Raw genomic sequence first — 14,317 nt, 5'->3', positions numbered from 1 at the left:
ATGCAGCGCTGCTGGCCCGCATGGAAGCGGTCTGGACAGAACGCTCAGACAGCCAACGCAGCCAAGCCTGGATTGACCGGCAGCTCGACAAAATCCAGCATGCACTGCTGGCCATGGGCCGCGGATTGGGCGATCAGGCTTTTTGCTCCGGCGTTTACCTCAGCCTCTCCGACATCGCCGTCGGCTGTGCGTTGGGGTATTTGGACTTCAGGTTTCCGCAAATTGACTGGCGCACACCACACCCGAATTTGCACAAGCTCTACGACAAATTGTCATTGCGCCCTAGCTTCATCGACAGCTTGCCCAGCTAAGCGGGCGCCGGCCCTTCTTTGGCATGTTCGGCTTTTTGGCGGCCTTACAGCCGCCGTGCGAGCGCTTAAACTCCTGTCTTTGACCGACACAACAAGGAAGAACCATGGGCGCGCAGTGGAAAGCAAAAGGCAAGGCACAGGCAGCAGATGCACGAGGCAAGCTGTTTGGTCGCCTGGCCAAGGACATCATGATCGCGGCCCGCAACGGCGCCGACCCTGGCGCCAATTCGCGCCTGCGCCTGGTGGTCGAGCAAGCCCGCAAGGTCTCCATGCCCAAAGAAACGCTGGAGCGCGCCATCAAAAAAGGCGCGGGCCTGCTGGGCGATGCCGTCAGCTTTGAGCGCGTGATTTACGAAGGCTTTGCGCCGCACCAGGTGGCCGTGATGATCGAGGTGCTGACCGACAACGTGAACCGCAGCGCTTCTGAAATGCGCGTGCTGTTTCGCAAGGGCCAACAAGGCACTTCGGGTTCGGTGTCTTGGGACTTTGACCATGTGGGCTTCATCGAAGCCGAACCGGCCCAAGCGGGCGCTGACCCTGAGCTGGCCGCCATCGAAGCCGGCGCGCAAGACTTTGAACCGGCCGACGAAGACGGCGTGACGGTGTTCATCACCGAAGCCACCGACCTGGACTTGGTCAGCCGCGCCCTGCCCGAACACGGTTTCACCGTGGTGTCGGCCAAGCTGGGCTACAAACCCAAAAATCCGGTCGACCCGGCCAACCTGAACGCTGAGCAACTCGAAGAAGTCGAAGCCTTTTTGGGTGCCATCGACAACAACGACGATGTGCAAAACGTGTTTGTGGGGCTGGCGGGTTAAGCGCCAAGTCTTCTCTGCCAAGGGCCTGCCGGGACGTTCCCGGCAGGCCCTTTTTCTTGGGTGCGCCGTTCAGAGCAACTCTTGTTTGGTGCACACCCACGCACCAAACAAGGGAAATTCCAGCGCTGCAAAAGATTTGCGCACACCTATGATGCGCAAATCTTGCATACAAGATGCTAAAACATCTGGCACGGTATTCGCTAGAGGTTCAAGCAAAGGAATCCCTCGCCCGTGAACTCCAAAGACATTGCCGACCGGATCGTGGAAGCGATCCTGGCCCAAAAGCTGATGCCCGGCGCACGCCTGGGTGAGCAAGCTTTGTCGATGCTGTTTGACTGCAGCCGCACCTTGGTGCGTGAGGCGCTGATGCAATTGGCCGCTCGCGGCATCGTGCAGGTCAGCTCGCGCCGGGGCTGGTTTGTGGTGCAACCGTCCAAAACCGAAGCACGCGAAGCCTTTGAAGCCCGCAAAGTCATAGAGACCGGCCTGATTCGGAGCGCCGGCGCGATGGACAAGGCCACACTCAAGCGCCTAAAACAACACATTCAACAAGAAAAAACAGCGCTCAAACAAGACGACGTGGGCCGCCGTAGTTTTTTGCTGGGCGACTTCCATGTGTGCCTGGCAGAGTGTCTGGGCAACCAGCTGCTGGCCGACACGCTGCGCGACTTCACAGCACGCACCACGCTGATCGCCATGCTTTACCAATCCAGCCACGACGCGGTGAAGTCTTGCCAAGAACACATTGAGATCGTGCAAGCGCTGGAGCGGGGCGACAAGGAAACCGCCGAGCAACTGATGGCCCAGCACATTGGCCAGGTGCAATCAGCCCTGCAGATCAACGCAGCCCCCACAGACCCACTGGCCGAATTGCGGCTGGCATTGGCCCCTATGAGCACGTCGCTGGCAGCCAAGAAGACCGCCCGGCTCACGCCACGACCGGTGCCACTTGCCTCTTCTTCCATGGCCTCTTCTTCCATTTCCTCTTCCGACTCACCTTCCACTTACCTAGGAGCCTTGCTATGAAACTCTCGAAACGCCTTGCCTTGTCCGCTGCCGTGGCCGCCAGCCTCTTGACCTTGGCTGGTGCCAGCCACGCCCAAGCGGCGCTGGACAACATCCAGCAAACCAAGCTGATCAAAATCGCCATCCCCACCGACTTTCCGCCTTATGGCTTTGTTGGCATCGACCTCAAGCCCCAGGGCCTGGACATCGACATGGCCAATTTCATTGCCGCCAAAATGGGCGTCAAGATCGAGCTGTTGCCCGTGACCAGCGCCAACCGCATCGCTTACCTGCAAACCAAAAAGGCCGACCTGGTCATCTCGACTTTGGGCAAGAACGCCGAGCGCGCCAAGGTGATAGATTTCACATCGGCCTATTCGCCTTTCTTTCAGGGCATTTACGGTCCTAAAACCATCAGCATCAAAACGATGGCAGACCTGGCCGGCAAAACCGTGGGGGCCACGAGAGGTGCCCTGGAAGACCAGGAGCTGACCAAAGTGGCCCCGGCCGGTACAGAGATCAAGCGATTTGAGGACAACAACGCCACGGTCTCGGCTTTCGTCGCAGGCCAAACGCAGCTGCTGGCCACCGGCGTGTCGGTGGCGGGGGTGATGATGCAAAAGAACCCCCAGCTGAACACCGAATACAAGTTGCTGCTCAAAGACAGCCCCAACTTCATCGGTGTGGGCAAGGGCGAAGACGCGCTGCGGACCAAGGTCAACGCCATCATTGCCGAGGCCAAAAAATCAGGCGACATCGACAAGATGGCGCAAAAGTGGCTGGGCCGTCCTGCTGGCCAGTTGCCTGAATAAGCCCTTCAAGGAAAACCATGGCCATTGAGCTGGACTTTGCAGCGGTTTTGACCGAGTGGCCCTTGCTGGTCAAAGGCGTGGCGTGGACGCTCGGCCTCACGACCGTGTCTGCGGTGCTGGGCGTGCTGCTGGGCATTGGCTGCGCTTGGGTGCGCACCCAGGGGCCGAGCTGGAGCCGCCCCGGCGTGGCCACTTATGTGGAGCTGATCCGCAACACGCCCTTCATCGTCCAGCTCTTTTTCATCTTCTTTGGTCTGCCTGCCATGGGCGTGCGGCTGAGCCCTGAGTGGTCGTCGGTGATCGCCATGGTGATCAATCTGGGGGCGTATTCGGCCGAAATCGTGCGGGCCGGCATCCAGACCACGCCGGCCGGGCAGATCGAAGCGGCCATGAGCCTGGCCCTGTCGCGCATGCAAACCTTTGTGTGGGTGGTGCTGCCACCGGCCTTGCAACGGGTGTGGCCTGCGCTGGTCAGCCAGATCATCATCGTGATGCTGGGCTCGGCGGTGTGTGGGCAAATCTCGACCGAAGAGCTGAGCTTTGCCGCCAACCTGATCCAGAGCCGCAACTTCCGCGCCTTTGAAGCCTTCATCGTCGCCACCGCCATTTACCTGCTGCTGTCTATAGCGACCCGCGCCACGCTGAACTGGTTCGGCCAACGCTTCTTATTCGGAGGCCGCCGTGGTTGAATTTTCTCTTTGGGACATCGTCAGCAACTTGTTGCTGGCCGCGCGCTGGACCATCGTTTTGTCACTGATCGCCTTTGTGGGCGGCGGCTTGGTGGGCTTGGCCTTGCTGGTGGCACGCACCACGCACAAGCGCAGCTTGCAACGAGCGGTGGCCGTGTATGTGCAAATTTTTCAGGGCACACCTTTGCTGATGCAGCTGTTTCTGGCTTACTTTGGCCTGGCCATACTGGGCGTTGAAACCTCGGCCTGGACATCGGCAGCCGTGGCCTTGACGCTCTACAGCAGCGCTTTTCTTGCCGAAATTTGGCACGGCTGCGTCAAGTCGATTGGCAAAGGCCAGTGGGAAGCCGCGCAAAGTCTGGCGCTCAATTTTGGCGAGCAACTGCGCTACGTGATCTTTCCGCAGGCCGCACGCATTGCGGTCGCGCCTACCGTGGGCTTTTTGGTGCAGGTGGTCAAGGGCACAGCACTGGCTTCGGTCATTGGTTTTGTCGAGTTGACCAAGGCGGGCACTATGATCACCAACGCCACCTTCAAACCCTTTGTGGTCTACAGCTGTGTGGCTGTTTTGTATTTCCTGATCTGCTACCCGATCAGCCTGTATGCACGCTCTCTCGAAGGCAAATTCCATGTCCAACGCTAACCCCACTGCTGCCGTTGCCGTTGCAGGCCTGCGCAAATCCTATGGCAGCAACGAAGTCCTCAAGGGCATCGACCTGCAAGTGCAGCCGGGCGAAGTGATCGCCATCATCGGCAAAAGCGGCTCGGGTAAAAGCACGCTGCTGCGCTGCATCAACGGGCTGGAAACTTTCCAGCACGGCAGCCTGACGGTGCAAGGCCAAGCACTGGTCTATTCAGACCCTGCTGCGATGCGCACCCTGCGCCAGCAAGTCGGCATGATCTTCCAGTCGTTCAACCTGTTTCCGCACCTGACGGTGGGCAAAAACATCCAGCTGGCCCCGGGCTTGGTCAAACAGCTGCCAGCCGCCGAGACCGAAGCCGCAGCGCGCCGTCTGCTGGCGCGTGTAGGTTTGGCCGAAAAGTTTGACGCTTTCCCAGACCAGTTGTCGGGCGGTCAGCAGCAGCGCGTGGCCATTGCCCGCGCCCTGGCCATGTACCCGGGCATCTTGCTGTGCGACGAAATCACCTCGGCGCTCGACCCCGAACTGGTGGGCGAAGTGCTGGCCGTGGTCGAATCACTCGCGCAAGAAGGCATGACCTTGTTGATGGTCACGCACGAGATGAACTTTGCGCGCAAAGTGAGCGACCGAGTGATCTTCATGCACCAAGGTTTGGTGCATGAACAGGGCACGCCCGCCGAGCTGTTTGCCCACCCGAAGACGCCGGAGTTGCAGCAATTTTTGTCGTCTTTGCACTGAGGCCAAATGCAGGGCTTGTATTGGGAGCCCTGGCAGGCACGGCTTTCTCCGTGGCCGACGCCACGACCCACCGCGGGTTGTTCATCGCAAAAAGCCTGCGGTCGGTGTGCGCTTTCGGCCTCAGGCCGATAAGCGCCGCGCCCGCACCGCCTGCGCCAGCGCATCCAACACCGGCACCGTCTGCGCAAAGCTGATGCAGGCGTCGGTGATGGACACGCCATAGGCCAGCGCCTGGCCTTCTTTCAGGTCTTGACGGCCTTCTTGCAAATGGCTCTCGATCATCAGGCCCATGATGCGGCGGTCACCTGCAGCCACCTGAGCGGCCACGTCGTGCGCCACCTCGATTTGTTTGCTGTGCTGCTTGCTGCTGTTGGCGTGTGACACGTCCACCATGACCTGCGGCGCGATGCCCGAGGCCTCCAGCGCTTTGCAGGCGGCATCGACGTCGGCCGCCGAATAGTTGGGCGCTTTGCCGCCGCGCAAGATGATGTGCACGTCTTGGTTGCCGCGTGTCTCAAATATCGCCGCTTGGCCCATCTTGGTCATGCCCATGAAGGCGTGCGGCGCTTTGGACGCCACCACCGCGTCGGCCGCGACTTTGACGCCGCCGTCGGTGCCGTTTTTGAAGCCCACCGGACACGACAAGCCGCTGGCCAGCTGGCGGTGGCTTTGGCTCTCAGTCGTGCGCGCACCGATCGCGCCCCAGGTGACCAAGTCGCTGATGTATTGCGGGCTGAGCAAATCCAGAAACTCAGTGGCCACGGGCAAGCCCAAATCAATGATGTCCAGCAACAATTTGCGCGCCATCTCCAGCCCCTGGTTCATGGCAAAGCTGCCGTCCAAGTGCGGGTCGTTGATGTAGCCCTTCCAGCCTACGGTGGTGCGGGGCTTTTCAAAGTACACGCGCATCACGATCTGCAGGTCTTTGGCGTGCTCGTCGGCTTGGGCCTTGAGCAGCCGGGCATAAGCGATGGCCTGTTCATGGTCGTGGATCGAGCACGGGCCGACCACCACCACCAAGCGGTCGTCTTGGCCTTGCAGCACCTGCGAGATGTCTTGCCGCGAACGCTCCACCAGTGCCAAGTGCGCGGGCGATGCGGGCAGGCGCTCTTCGAGCAATGCGGGCGTCATGAGGGGGCGCACCGAAGCGATGCGGGTGTCGTCGATGCGGGTTTTGTCTTGGGTGGAGAGCATGGGGGCGCTTGAAAGATCTGGGAACGGGGCGGCCCAGTATAAAAGCGCAGGCGGCTGCGTTTTGGCGGCTGACGTTCGGGTTGGCGAGTTTCCTTCGCCTTTTCGCCACCTTTTCCCCGCCCCTTCCCGCCCTTTGAGACCCGGTCACAATGGGCCGCATGAAACGCATTTACGCCTATTTTTTTCGTGGCCTCATCAGCTTTTTGCCCGTCGGCCTGACGGTTTATGTGCTGTACCTGTTTGTGAGCTGGGTTGAAGGTTCAGCCATGCGCATGTTGCGCCCGATCACGGGTGACTTTTACCTGCCAGGACTGGGCATTTTGCTGGGCACGGCACTGATTTTGGTGCTCGGTTTTCTGGTGTCGCAACCTTTCATGACCCGGATGCTGAGTTGGGTGGAGCTGCCCTTCACCAACTTGCCTCTGGTCAAAAGCATTTACTCCTCGCTCAAGAGTTTTGCCGATTACTTTTCGCCACACGAGCGCGACGCCCAGCAGGTGGTGTTGCTGAAAAAACCCGACAGCGAGATTTCCATCATTGGCCTGGTGACACGCCAGAACCTGACCGACCTGCCGCTGGACGCACAAACCCGCCAAAACGTGGCGGTCTACCTGCCCATGGGTTACATGATCGGCGGCTACACCGTGTTTGTGCCACGCGAATGGGTGCAGGTGCTGGACATGTCGGTGGAAGAAGCCATGCGCTCTTCATTGACGGCGTGGATGGGCGGCGCGAAAAATACGTCCGATCCGACGTGACAGCCAGCCAGGCACTGCGCCTTAAACTGCGCATTCCCCTTGTTTGGATGATCTGCCATGACTTTGCCCCCACCCCAACTCGAACACCTGTGTAACGTGGCCGTCACCATCGCCGCACCCGTTGAAGTCGGCCACACCCCCGCCGGCCTGCGCCGCATGATCCCGATCACGGGCGGCACCGTGACCGGCCCCTTGGTGAATGGCAAGGTGCTGGCAGGTGGTGCCGACTTTCAATTGATTTTGGGCGGCGGCACGCAGGCGCACCTGGATGCGCGTTATGTGATCGAACTCGCCGACGGCAGCCGGGTGTTTGTGCAAAACACTGCGCTGCGCGTGGCTTCGCTGGAAAATTCACAGCGCATCATGAACGGCCAACCCGTTAACCCCGAAGAGATTTACTTCCGCTGTCAGCCCAAACTGGAAGCCACAGCGCCGCAGTGGGCTTGGCTGAGCGAAAGCCAATTTGTGGGCACCGGACGGCGTGCGCCCGATGGGGTGTATTTGAGTTTTTACCGGGTGCTCTGAACCCGGGGGACCGCCGATGTTGGTGTGCAAGCCCTCAGGTCTGCGCAGCCAAATAGGCCACGGCAGCGGCCACGCCATCGGTGCCAAAGGGGATTTTTTGCACCGTCATGGCCGCTTCGACACCCGCCAGCGCGCCCAAAATCATGGGCTCGTTCATGTCGCCCAGATGGCCGATGCGAAACACCCGACCCGCCAACGGGCCCAAGCCGCCCGCCATGGCCACCTGAAAGCGTTCACGCGCCACCGTGCGCAAAGCCTCGGGGTCGATGCCCGGTGCCACCTCGATGGCGGTGACCGAGGCCGAGCGCGTCTCGGGCAATTTGGCATGGAAACGCATGGCCCCCGGCACCGCCCAACGCTCGACCGCTGCGTGCACCGCGCCCGCCAAGCGCTGGTGGCGCGCCCACACATTGGGCAAGCCCTCTTCTTCAAGCAACGCGATCGCCGTCTCTAGCCCGGCGATGTGGGCCAGTGGCGGCGTGCCGCAAAACTTGGCCGACTGGTTGCTGCTGTCACGGCGTTGCCAGTCCCAGTAAAAGCGAGGTTGGGCATGACGGGCTGACCATGCCATGGCTTTGGCGTTCACGGCCACAAAGCCCAGACCGGGCGGCATCATCAGCCCCTTTTGTGAGCTGCCCAAGGCCACGTCCACGCCCAGCGCGTCCATGTCAAACGGACTGGCGGCCAGCGAGGCCACCACGTCCACCACATACAGTGCCGGGTGAGCCGCCGCATCGATGACTCGACGCACCGCCGCCAAATCGCTGGTCACGCCGCTGGCCGTGTCGGTGTGCACCACCATCACGGCGCTGATGCGGTGGTCCTTATCTTCGCGCAGGACTTGCTCGATTGCGGCCACGTCAAAGGGATAGCCCTCTTGGTAAGGCGTGCGCTGCAAAGCGATGCCCATACCCTCAATCTGGATCGCCCACTGGTCTGAAAAATGACCGGAACCGGCCAGCAGCAAGGTGTGCTGCGGCGACGCCAGGTTGGCCGCTGCCGACTCCCACATGCCATGGCCGTTGCTGGCAAACAAAAACACATCAGAGCGCGGGCTGTGTAAGAGCCGCTTCATGCCGCTTTCACATTCGGCAATCATGGCCGCCACACGGGGGTCGGACAAATCGGTCATGGGCCGCTGCATGGCGTGCATGACCTCGTCGGGCACATGGGTCGGCCCGGGCGAATGCACAAAGCGGATGCCGGGGATGCGGGGGGTTGACGGAGAAAAGCGGTTCATGCCATGCCTGCTTGTCGGTGAATGAGACATTTCAGTTTAAGTTGGCAAGTGTGCACAGCCTGTGCCTTGGGCGATAGCTTAGGCCAGGCCAACGACACAAATTGCCACTCCCACGCCATCGCCATCGCCATCGCACGGGATAATCCACGGAACCCTTTCACCTGCTGGCCCTGCCCGGGCCAGCACCTCATTCAAGGCCAGCCATGACCCCCTCACACACCGCAGTCAGCCGCGAGACCTTGCAACAAGCCTTGGGTGAATTGTTCGCCCCCTGGGTGCAGGCGCTCGACCTGCAGGTCGAGCGCTTCGAGGCCGACAGCGTGACCCTGCGCTTGCCGCAAAACGATCAACTCGCACGGGTGGGCGGCATGCTGTGCGGCCAAGCCATGATGGCCGCTGCCGACACGGCCATGGTGCTGGCACTGATCAAGCACTTTGGACAGTTTCGGCCTTGCAGTACGGTGCAGCTGTCGAGCAGCTTCATGAAACCCCTGTCAGGCCAAGATGCACTGGTCACCGCTCGGGTGCTGCGCGCAGGCAAGGCCATGGCTTTTGGCGAGATCGATTTGTCAGGAGCCGATGACGGCAAGAGCGTTTTCCGGGCCAGCACCACCTATGCCCTGATGTGAGGCGGGTTGTCAGCAGCCCGCCAGCCGAGCTTGGCTACAATACCGCCATTCTTGTTCTGAGGCCCCCCATGTCCAATCACAACGACGCACACACTTCTGACGATCCCGTGGAAAACGTGGTCAAGTACATCCCCATGGTCATCCCAGCCGCCGGTGCTGTGCTGATTTTCTTGCTGGCCTTCATCGCCGTGTTCATGGCCTGAGGTGTTCGACGCCCTGTCGGTGCGCCGTTAGCGGCCCACCACCCCAACCCGCAACGGCTCGCGCTTTGCGGGTTTTATTTTGTCCGCACCGGCATGATGTGCAACGCCCCTGGGGCGATCAGCAGTTGGAGCCACCCGCCGGCGCCAACTTGCAAACGTTGCAAGAGGCGGGTGGTCAAGTTCAGGGTGATGGTTTGACCGGGCAAGGCTTCAGGCCTGAGCGTGCACAGACTGATTTCACCCAAAGACAAGACTTCCAACAACTGACAGCGCATGCGGGTTTGGCCGGGCTCCCCAGCGCCGGGCAGCTCGCCTTCGGCCAGCACATCGACCTGCTCACCATTGAGCACCCAGGTCACCCGCGTGCCGTCGTCGATTTTGCTTTTGTCCACCACAGCCAGATCAATGGCCATTTCGGCTTGGCCGGACACCGTCCAACGCAGCCGTCCCCAGCCGGGTTGGTCCTTGAAAAATTGCCCTTCAAAGTGGTTTTGAATGCCCACCAACTCGGCCACGCGGGCGTTGCGGGGGCTGGCGAACACGCGGGCGGGCTCGCCGGTTTGCAGGGTCTGGCCTGCATCCACGATCACCACCCGGTCGGCCAGGCGGCGGGCCTCGGCCAGGTCGTGTGTGACCAACACCATGGGCACCGACACCTTCTGGCGCAAAGCGGCCAGTTCGCGGTAAAGCGTCTGGCGTGTGGGCGCGTCTACGGCAGAAAAGGGTTCGTCGAGCAACAAGACGCCGGGCAAGGCTTCTGGCGCTGAGGTATGGGCCGCCGACGGCCTGGGCATCACGCGCACCAGAGCACGCGCCAAGGCCACGCGCTGCTGCTGGCCGCCCGAGAGTTGAGACGGCCTGCGCTGGCTCAGCGTGGCCAGGCCCAAGCGGGCCAGCAAAGTTTGCACATCCTCGCCCGACCAGCCCGGCCCGGCGGCCAAGGCCACGTTGGCCAGCGCCGTCATGTGCGGAAACAGCGCGTACTGCTGGAACACCAGGCCCGCCCGGCGCTGCTGTGGGCTCAGGTTCAGGCCCGCTGCTTTGTCGAGCCAGGCCTGCCCCGCCACTTGAATGCGGCCTTGCACATCGGCCGGCGTCCACAGCCCCGCGATGGCGCGCAGCATGCTGGTCTTGCCGCTGCCCGACGGCCCAACCAGCGCCACCAGCTCGCCCGCGCCGCAGTCAAATTCGGCCTCTAGCCGAATGGGGCTGGCCGAGCGCAGTTGCACTTGCAAACCTTGCATCAGCGCTCCTGCAGGGCGCGGCCGCGCTGGCCCACCCTGTCAAACGCCAACACCAAGGTCAACGCGGTCAAAGACACGCCCACCAGCGCCAGCGCCATCACATGGGCCGACTGCAAATCCATGCCCTGCACCTTGTCATAAAGCGACACCGACAAAGTGCGGGTCTCGCCCTCGATGTTGCCACCCACCATGAGCACCACGCCAAACTCGCCCAAGGTGTGCGCCACCGTGAGCGCCATGCCGGCCAGCAAACCGGGCCAAGCCAAGGGCAGCTCAATGCGCCAAAAGGTCTGCCAGCTGGACAGGCCCGAGACCCAGGCCGCTTCGCGCAGGCTGTGCGGCACCGCCGCAAACGCCCGCTGAATCGGTTGCACCATGAAAGGCAAGTTGACCAGCACGCTCACCAGCAACAGGCCTTCTAAAGTGAAGACCAGCCGTATGCCTGATGCCGCCAACCAAGCGCCCAAGGCGCTGCCCTGGCCAAAGGCCACCAAAAAGTAGAACCCGATCACTGTGGGCGGCAGCAGCAAAGGCAGCAGCAGCAAAGCCTCCACCACGGGCCGACCGGCCCAGGCGGTCACGGCCAGCCAGCGCGCCAGGGCCAAGCCCAGCGGCAGCAAGACCAAGGTGGTCAAAACGGCCAAGGTCAATGAAACAGAGAGTGCGGACCAATCCATGGGGTGCAGGTTTGCAAAGGAGCTTGATTATTGCGGCAAGGCGTAACCATGGCGTACAAACAGCGCCTGCGCTTGCGGGCTGAGCAGGTACTGCTGCCACGCCACGGCAGCGGGGCTTGCCCCTTTGAGCAAGACCATGCGCTGGTGCAACGGCGTGTGCCCTGTCTCGGGCAAAGGCAAGGCCTGCACGCTGAGGGCTATGGCGGGCGCGGCGGCCAAAGACAGCGCGGTGATGCCCGCCTGCGCCGCCCCCGTGGCCACAAACTGGGTGGTTTGCCCGATGTTGTCGCCCATCACTTTGTGGCTGGCCAGCTGCCCCAACAGACCCAAGCGCTGCATGACCTGCTCGGCGGCCACCCCATAGGGGGCCAGTGCGGGATTGGCCCAGGCAAACTTGTCACCGGGCTTCAGGGCGTTGGCCACTGCGGCCAATCCTTGACGCCAAGGCAATGCTGAATTTTTAGGCACAACCAAGGCCAAGCGCCCCGTGGCGTAGCGCTGACCGTCGTCCAAGGTGCGGCCGGACCTCACCAATTGCCCCACCCAAGCCTCGTCGGCCGAGATGAACTGCTCGACCGGCAAGCCTTGCATGACCTGTCGGGCCAAATTGCCCGATGCCCCGAGATTCACATCCACTTGAACACCTGTTTGTTGCTTGTACTGGCTTGTAAGGTCAGCGAGTACAAACTTCAAATTGCTGGCAGCGGCAATTTTCACCACTTTTACGGTTTCAGCCTGACCGGGCATGGCCAGCGACAAGCAGCAGACGGCCGCCATGGCCAGACATGCGCGGCGCGGCTTCAGGGCTCTCGGCCATTTTCTATCCGGCATAACGTAATGCATTTTTTGCATGTATTTAATGGGGTTTTTGCTCTCTTTTGACAGGCACGGTCAAGGCGGTCTCCCTAAAATCGAGGCCCGCTGCTGACAACGATATGGCTTTGCGTGCATCGTCAGAACCCGTGCAGTATCTCAGCGCCTGAGCCGTTTTTTCAAAAAGCCCTGACCGGACTCTTTGAAAAAACGATTTTTAAACTTTGGAGCTTTTTCCATGAACTCACCCGTGATGCAGGGCCTGGCCCTCAATACACCCGCTTACGTTAAAAACGCCAAGCTGATCGCCTGGGTCGCCGAGATGGCCGCCCTGTGCAAGCCCGCCAACATCTATTGGTGCGACGGCTCACAAGAAGAATACGACCGCCTGTGCGCTGAACTGGTGACTGCGGGCACCTTCAAAAAGCTCAACCCCGCCAAGCGCGCCAACTCGTTCCTGGCTTGCTCTGACCCATCGGATGTGGCCCGCGTGGAAGACCGCACCTACATCTGCTCGGCCAAAAAAGAAGACGCCGGCCCCACCAACAACTGGATGGAACCCGCGCAAATGCGCACCACGCTGCACCCCCTTTTTGACGGCTGCATGGCTGGCCGCACGATGTACGTGGTGCCGTTCTCGATGGGCCCGCTGGGCTCGCACATCAGCCACATCGGTATTGAGCTGAGCGACAGCGCTTACGTCGCCGTGAACCAGAAAATCATGACCCGCATGGGCAAAGCCGTGTTTGATGTGCTGGGCACCGATGGCGAGTTCGTGCCTTGCATGCACACCGTGGGCGCACCTTTGGCTGCTGGCGAAAAAGACAAGACCTCTTGGCCTTGCAACCCCAACACCAAGTACATCGTGCACTACCCCGAGACCCGCGAAATCTGGTCTTACGGTTCGGGCTACGGCGGCAACGCGCTGCTGGGCAAGAAGTGCTTTGCGCTGCGCATCGCCTCGAACATGGGAAAAGACCAAGGCTGGCTGGCCGAGCACATGCTGATCTTGGGCGTGACCAACCCCGAAGGCAAAAAGTACCACGTCGCAGCAGCATTCCCCAGCGCTTGCGGCAAAACCAACTTCTCGATGCTCGTGCCGCCTGCAGCGTTTGACGGCTGGAAAGTCACCACCATCGGCGACGACATCGCCTGGGTCAAGCCGCACACCGACGGCAAGATGTACGCCATCAACCCCGAAGCCGGTTACTTTGGCGTGGCCCCCGGCACCAACATGAAGACCAACCCCAACTGCATGCTGAGCCTGCACAAGGACGTGATCTTCACCAACGTGGCCCTCACGGACGACGGCGACGTGTGGTGGGAAGGCATGGAAAAAGACACCGGCAAGCTGCCCGATCATTTGATCGACTGGCAAGGCAAGGACTGGACCCCCCAGATCGCCAAAGAGACCGGTGCCAAAGCCGCTCACCCCAACGCCCGCTTCACCGTGGCTTCGACCAACAACCCGGCACTCGACCCCGCCTGGGACGACGCTGCTGGCGTGCCGATCGACGCCTTCATGTTCGGTGGCCGCCGCTCCACCACCGTGCCCCTCGTCACCGAAGCGCGCAGCTGGACCGAAGGTGTGTACATGGCCGCGACCATGGGCTCTGAGACCACCGCTGCCGCCTTTGGCGCGCAAGGCGTGGTGCGCCGCGACCCCTTCGCCATGCTGCCGTTCTGCGGTTACAACATGAGCGACTACTTCCAGCACTGGCTCGATACCGGTGCCAAGGCCCAGGCTGCTGGCCACAAGCTGCCAGCCATGTACTGCGTCAACTGGTTCCGCAAGGGCGAAGACGGCTCGTTCGTCTGGCCAGGTTACGGCGACAACATGCGCGTGCTCAAGTGGATGATCGACCGCCTGGAAGGCAAAGCCCAGGGCGAGCAAACCATGTTCGGCGTGGCCCCCACTTACGCAGAGATCAACTGGAGCGGCATCGACTTCAGCGCCGAGCAGTTCAAGTCTGTGACCAGCATCGACCCCGCCGCCTGGCAAGCCGAGTTCAAGCTGCAC

Annotated in this window: 17 protein-coding genes; 12 read left to right on the top strand and 5 right to left on the bottom strand. The window is 61.4% G+C overall.

Annotated features, from left to right (window positions below; genetic code table 11):
• The 7 genes from Q0341_RS10290 to Q0341_RS10260 all read left to right on the top strand — a co-directional run.
• Positions 1-311 (top strand): glutathione S-transferase C-terminal domain-containing protein (locus tag Q0341_RS10290; RefSeq protein ID WP_299512886.1); only part of this gene is annotated, 311 nt, incomplete at its 5' end.
• A 104-nt stretch (positions 312-415) separates the two neighbouring features.
• The gene (locus Q0341_RS10285) at positions 416-1,129 is read left to right on the top strand and encodes a YebC/PmpR family DNA-binding transcriptional regulator (protein ID WP_299512884.1); all 714 of its coding nucleotides are present in this window, start codon (positions 416-418) and stop codon (positions 1,127-1,129) included.
• Positions 1,130-1,360: 231 nt separating this feature from the next.
• On the top strand, positions 1,361-2,155 hold the full coding sequence (locus tag Q0341_RS10280; protein WP_299512882.1) for a GntR family transcriptional regulator: 795 nt from the start codon (positions 1,361-1,363) through the stop codon (positions 2,153-2,155).
• Positions 2,152-2,946, top strand: coding sequence for a transporter substrate-binding domain-containing protein (locus Q0341_RS10275; protein ID WP_299512879.1), 795 nt, complete (start codon positions 2,152-2,154; stop codon positions 2,944-2,946). The genes Q0341_RS10280 and Q0341_RS10275 overlap by 4 nt, the downstream gene beginning before the upstream one ends.
• A 17-nt stretch (positions 2,947-2,963) precedes the next feature.
• Positions 2,964-3,635 carry an amino acid ABC transporter permease gene (locus Q0341_RS10270; protein WP_299512876.1) on the top strand — a complete coding sequence of 224 codons (672 nt, stop codon included), beginning with the start codon at positions 2,964-2,966 and terminating at the stop codon, positions 3,633-3,635.
• Positions 3,628-4,278 carry an amino acid ABC transporter permease gene (locus tag Q0341_RS10265; RefSeq protein WP_299512873.1) on the top strand — a complete coding sequence of 217 codons (651 nt, stop codon included), beginning with the start codon at positions 3,628-3,630 and terminating at the stop codon, positions 4,276-4,278. The genes Q0341_RS10270 and Q0341_RS10265 overlap by 8 nt, the downstream gene beginning before the upstream one ends.
• The gene (locus Q0341_RS10260; protein ID WP_299512870.1) at positions 4,265-5,014 is read left to right on the top strand and encodes an amino acid ABC transporter ATP-binding protein; all 750 of its coding nucleotides are present in this window, start codon (positions 4,265-4,267) and stop codon (positions 5,012-5,014) included. Before Q0341_RS10265 ends, Q0341_RS10260 begins: the two co-directional genes overlap by 14 nt.
• Positions 5,015-5,134: 120 nt before the next feature.
• On the opposite strand, the gene Q0341_RS10255 is transcribed toward Q0341_RS10260, so the two are convergent.
• Positions 5,135-6,208 (bottom strand): 3-deoxy-7-phosphoheptulonate synthase, encoded by a 1,074-nt coding sequence (locus tag Q0341_RS10255; protein WP_299512867.1) that lies wholly within the window; start codon positions 6,206-6,208, stop codon positions 5,135-5,137.
• Between the two features lie 158 nt (positions 6,209-6,366).
• On the opposite strand from Q0341_RS10255, the gene Q0341_RS10250 reads away from it, so the two are divergent.
• A complete protein-coding gene (locus Q0341_RS10250) occupies positions 6,367-6,966 on the top strand; it encodes a DUF502 domain-containing protein (protein WP_299512864.1) in 600 nt (199 codons plus the stop codon).
• Positions 6,967-7,023: 57 nt separating this feature from the next.
• Positions 7,024-7,491 (top strand): DUF3237 domain-containing protein, encoded by a 468-nt coding sequence (locus Q0341_RS10245; RefSeq protein WP_299512862.1) that lies wholly within the window; start codon positions 7,024-7,026, stop codon positions 7,489-7,491.
• Between the two features lie 34 nt (positions 7,492-7,525).
• On the opposite strand, the gene Q0341_RS10240 is transcribed toward Q0341_RS10245, so the two are convergent.
• The gene (locus tag Q0341_RS10240) at positions 7,526-8,731 is read right to left on the bottom strand and encodes an aminotransferase class V-fold PLP-dependent enzyme (RefSeq protein ID WP_299512859.1); all 1,206 of its coding nucleotides are present in this window, start codon (positions 8,729-8,731) and stop codon (positions 7,526-7,528) included.
• A 203-nt stretch (positions 8,732-8,934) separates the two neighbouring features.
• On the opposite strand from Q0341_RS10240, the gene Q0341_RS10235 reads away from it, so the two are divergent.
• Complete coding sequence (locus Q0341_RS10235) at positions 8,935-9,360, top strand: PaaI family thioesterase (RefSeq protein WP_299512856.1); 426 nt, start codon at positions 8,935-8,937, stop codon at positions 9,358-9,360.
• A gap of 68 nt (positions 9,361-9,428) precedes the next feature.
• Positions 9,429-9,563: a hypothetical protein gene (locus tag Q0341_RS10230; RefSeq protein ID WP_299512853.1), complete on the top strand. Its 135-nt coding sequence runs from the start codon at positions 9,429-9,431 to the stop codon at positions 9,561-9,563.
• A 74-nt stretch (positions 9,564-9,637) separates the two neighbouring features.
• On the opposite strand, the gene Q0341_RS10225 is transcribed toward Q0341_RS10230, so the two are convergent.
• The 3 genes from Q0341_RS10225 to modA are packed head-to-tail and all read right to left on the bottom strand — an operon-like array spanning position 9,638 to position 12,327.
• The gene (locus Q0341_RS10225; protein ID WP_299512850.1) at positions 9,638-10,807 is read right to left on the bottom strand and encodes an ABC transporter ATP-binding protein; all 1,170 of its coding nucleotides are present in this window, start codon (positions 10,805-10,807) and stop codon (positions 9,638-9,640) included.
• A complete protein-coding gene (gene modB / locus Q0341_RS10220) occupies positions 10,807-11,484 on the bottom strand; it encodes a molybdate ABC transporter permease subunit (protein WP_299512847.1) in 678 nt (225 codons plus the stop codon). Before modB ends, Q0341_RS10225 begins: the two co-directional genes overlap by 1 nt.
• Positions 11,485-11,511: 27 nt before the next feature.
• Positions 11,512-12,327, bottom strand: coding sequence for a molybdate ABC transporter substrate-binding protein (gene modA, locus Q0341_RS10215; protein WP_299512845.1), 816 nt, complete (start codon positions 12,325-12,327; stop codon positions 11,512-11,514).
• Between the two features lie 208 nt (positions 12,328-12,535).
• Between modA and Q0341_RS10210 the strand changes: the two genes are divergently transcribed.
• A partial coding sequence (locus tag Q0341_RS10210) for a phosphoenolpyruvate carboxykinase (GTP) (protein WP_299512843.1) occupies positions 12,536-14,317 on the top strand: 1,782 nt, incomplete at its 3' end.

It is taken from the genome of uncultured Limnohabitans sp. (assembly GCF_937889215.1).
Lineage (GTDB): Bacteria > Pseudomonadota > Gammaproteobacteria > Burkholderiales > Burkholderiaceae_C > Limnohabitans_A.
Note: the sequence above shows the minus strand (reverse complement) of the source record. Positions and strands in the feature narration are given on the sequence as shown.

What these genes read in the sequence shown, in the direction of transcription:
- Q0341_RS10285 (WP_299512884.1), top strand. Translation starts at nt 416, where the DNA reads ATGGGCGCGCAGTGGAAAGCAAAAGGCAAGGCACAGGCAGCAGATGCA.
- Q0341_RS10275 (WP_299512879.1), top strand. Translation starts at nt 2,152, where the DNA reads ATGAAACTCTCGAAACGCCTTGCCTTGTCCGCTGCCGTGGCCGCCAGC.
- Q0341_RS10270 (WP_299512876.1), top strand. Translation starts at nt 2,964, where the DNA reads ATGGCCATTGAGCTGGACTTTGCAGCGGTTTTGACCGAGTGGCCCTTG.
- Q0341_RS10260 (WP_299512870.1), top strand. Translation starts at nt 4,265, where the DNA reads ATGTCCAACGCTAACCCCACTGCTGCCGTTGCCGTTGCAGGCCTGCGC.
- Q0341_RS10255 (WP_299512867.1), bottom strand. Translation starts at nt 6,208, where the DNA reads ATGCTCTCCACCCAAGACAAAACCCGCATCGACGACACCCGCATCGCT.
- Q0341_RS10250 (WP_299512864.1), top strand. Translation starts at nt 6,367, where the DNA reads ATGAAACGCATTTACGCCTATTTTTTTCGTGGCCTCATCAGCTTTTTG.
- Q0341_RS10245 (WP_299512862.1), top strand. Translation starts at nt 7,024, where the DNA reads ATGACTTTGCCCCCACCCCAACTCGAACACCTGTGTAACGTGGCCGTC.
- Q0341_RS10240 (WP_299512859.1), bottom strand. Translation starts at nt 8,731, where the DNA reads ATGAACCGCTTTTCTCCGTCAACCCCCCGCATCCCCGGCATCCGCTTT.
- Q0341_RS10235 (WP_299512856.1), top strand. Translation starts at nt 8,935, where the DNA reads ATGACCCCCTCACACACCGCAGTCAGCCGCGAGACCTTGCAACAAGCC.
- Q0341_RS10230 (WP_299512853.1), top strand. Translation starts at nt 9,429, where the DNA reads ATGTCCAATCACAACGACGCACACACTTCTGACGATCCCGTGGAAAAC.
- Q0341_RS10225 (WP_299512850.1), bottom strand. Translation starts at nt 10,807, where the DNA reads ATGCAAGGTTTGCAAGTGCAACTGCGCTCGGCCAGCCCCATTCGGCTA.
- modB (WP_299512847.1), bottom strand. Translation starts at nt 11,484, where the DNA reads ATGGATTGGTCCGCACTCTCTGTTTCATTGACCTTGGCCGTTTTGACC.
- modA (WP_299512845.1), bottom strand. Translation starts at nt 12,327, where the DNA reads ATGCATTACGTTATGCCGGATAGAAAATGGCCGAGAGCCCTGAAGCCG.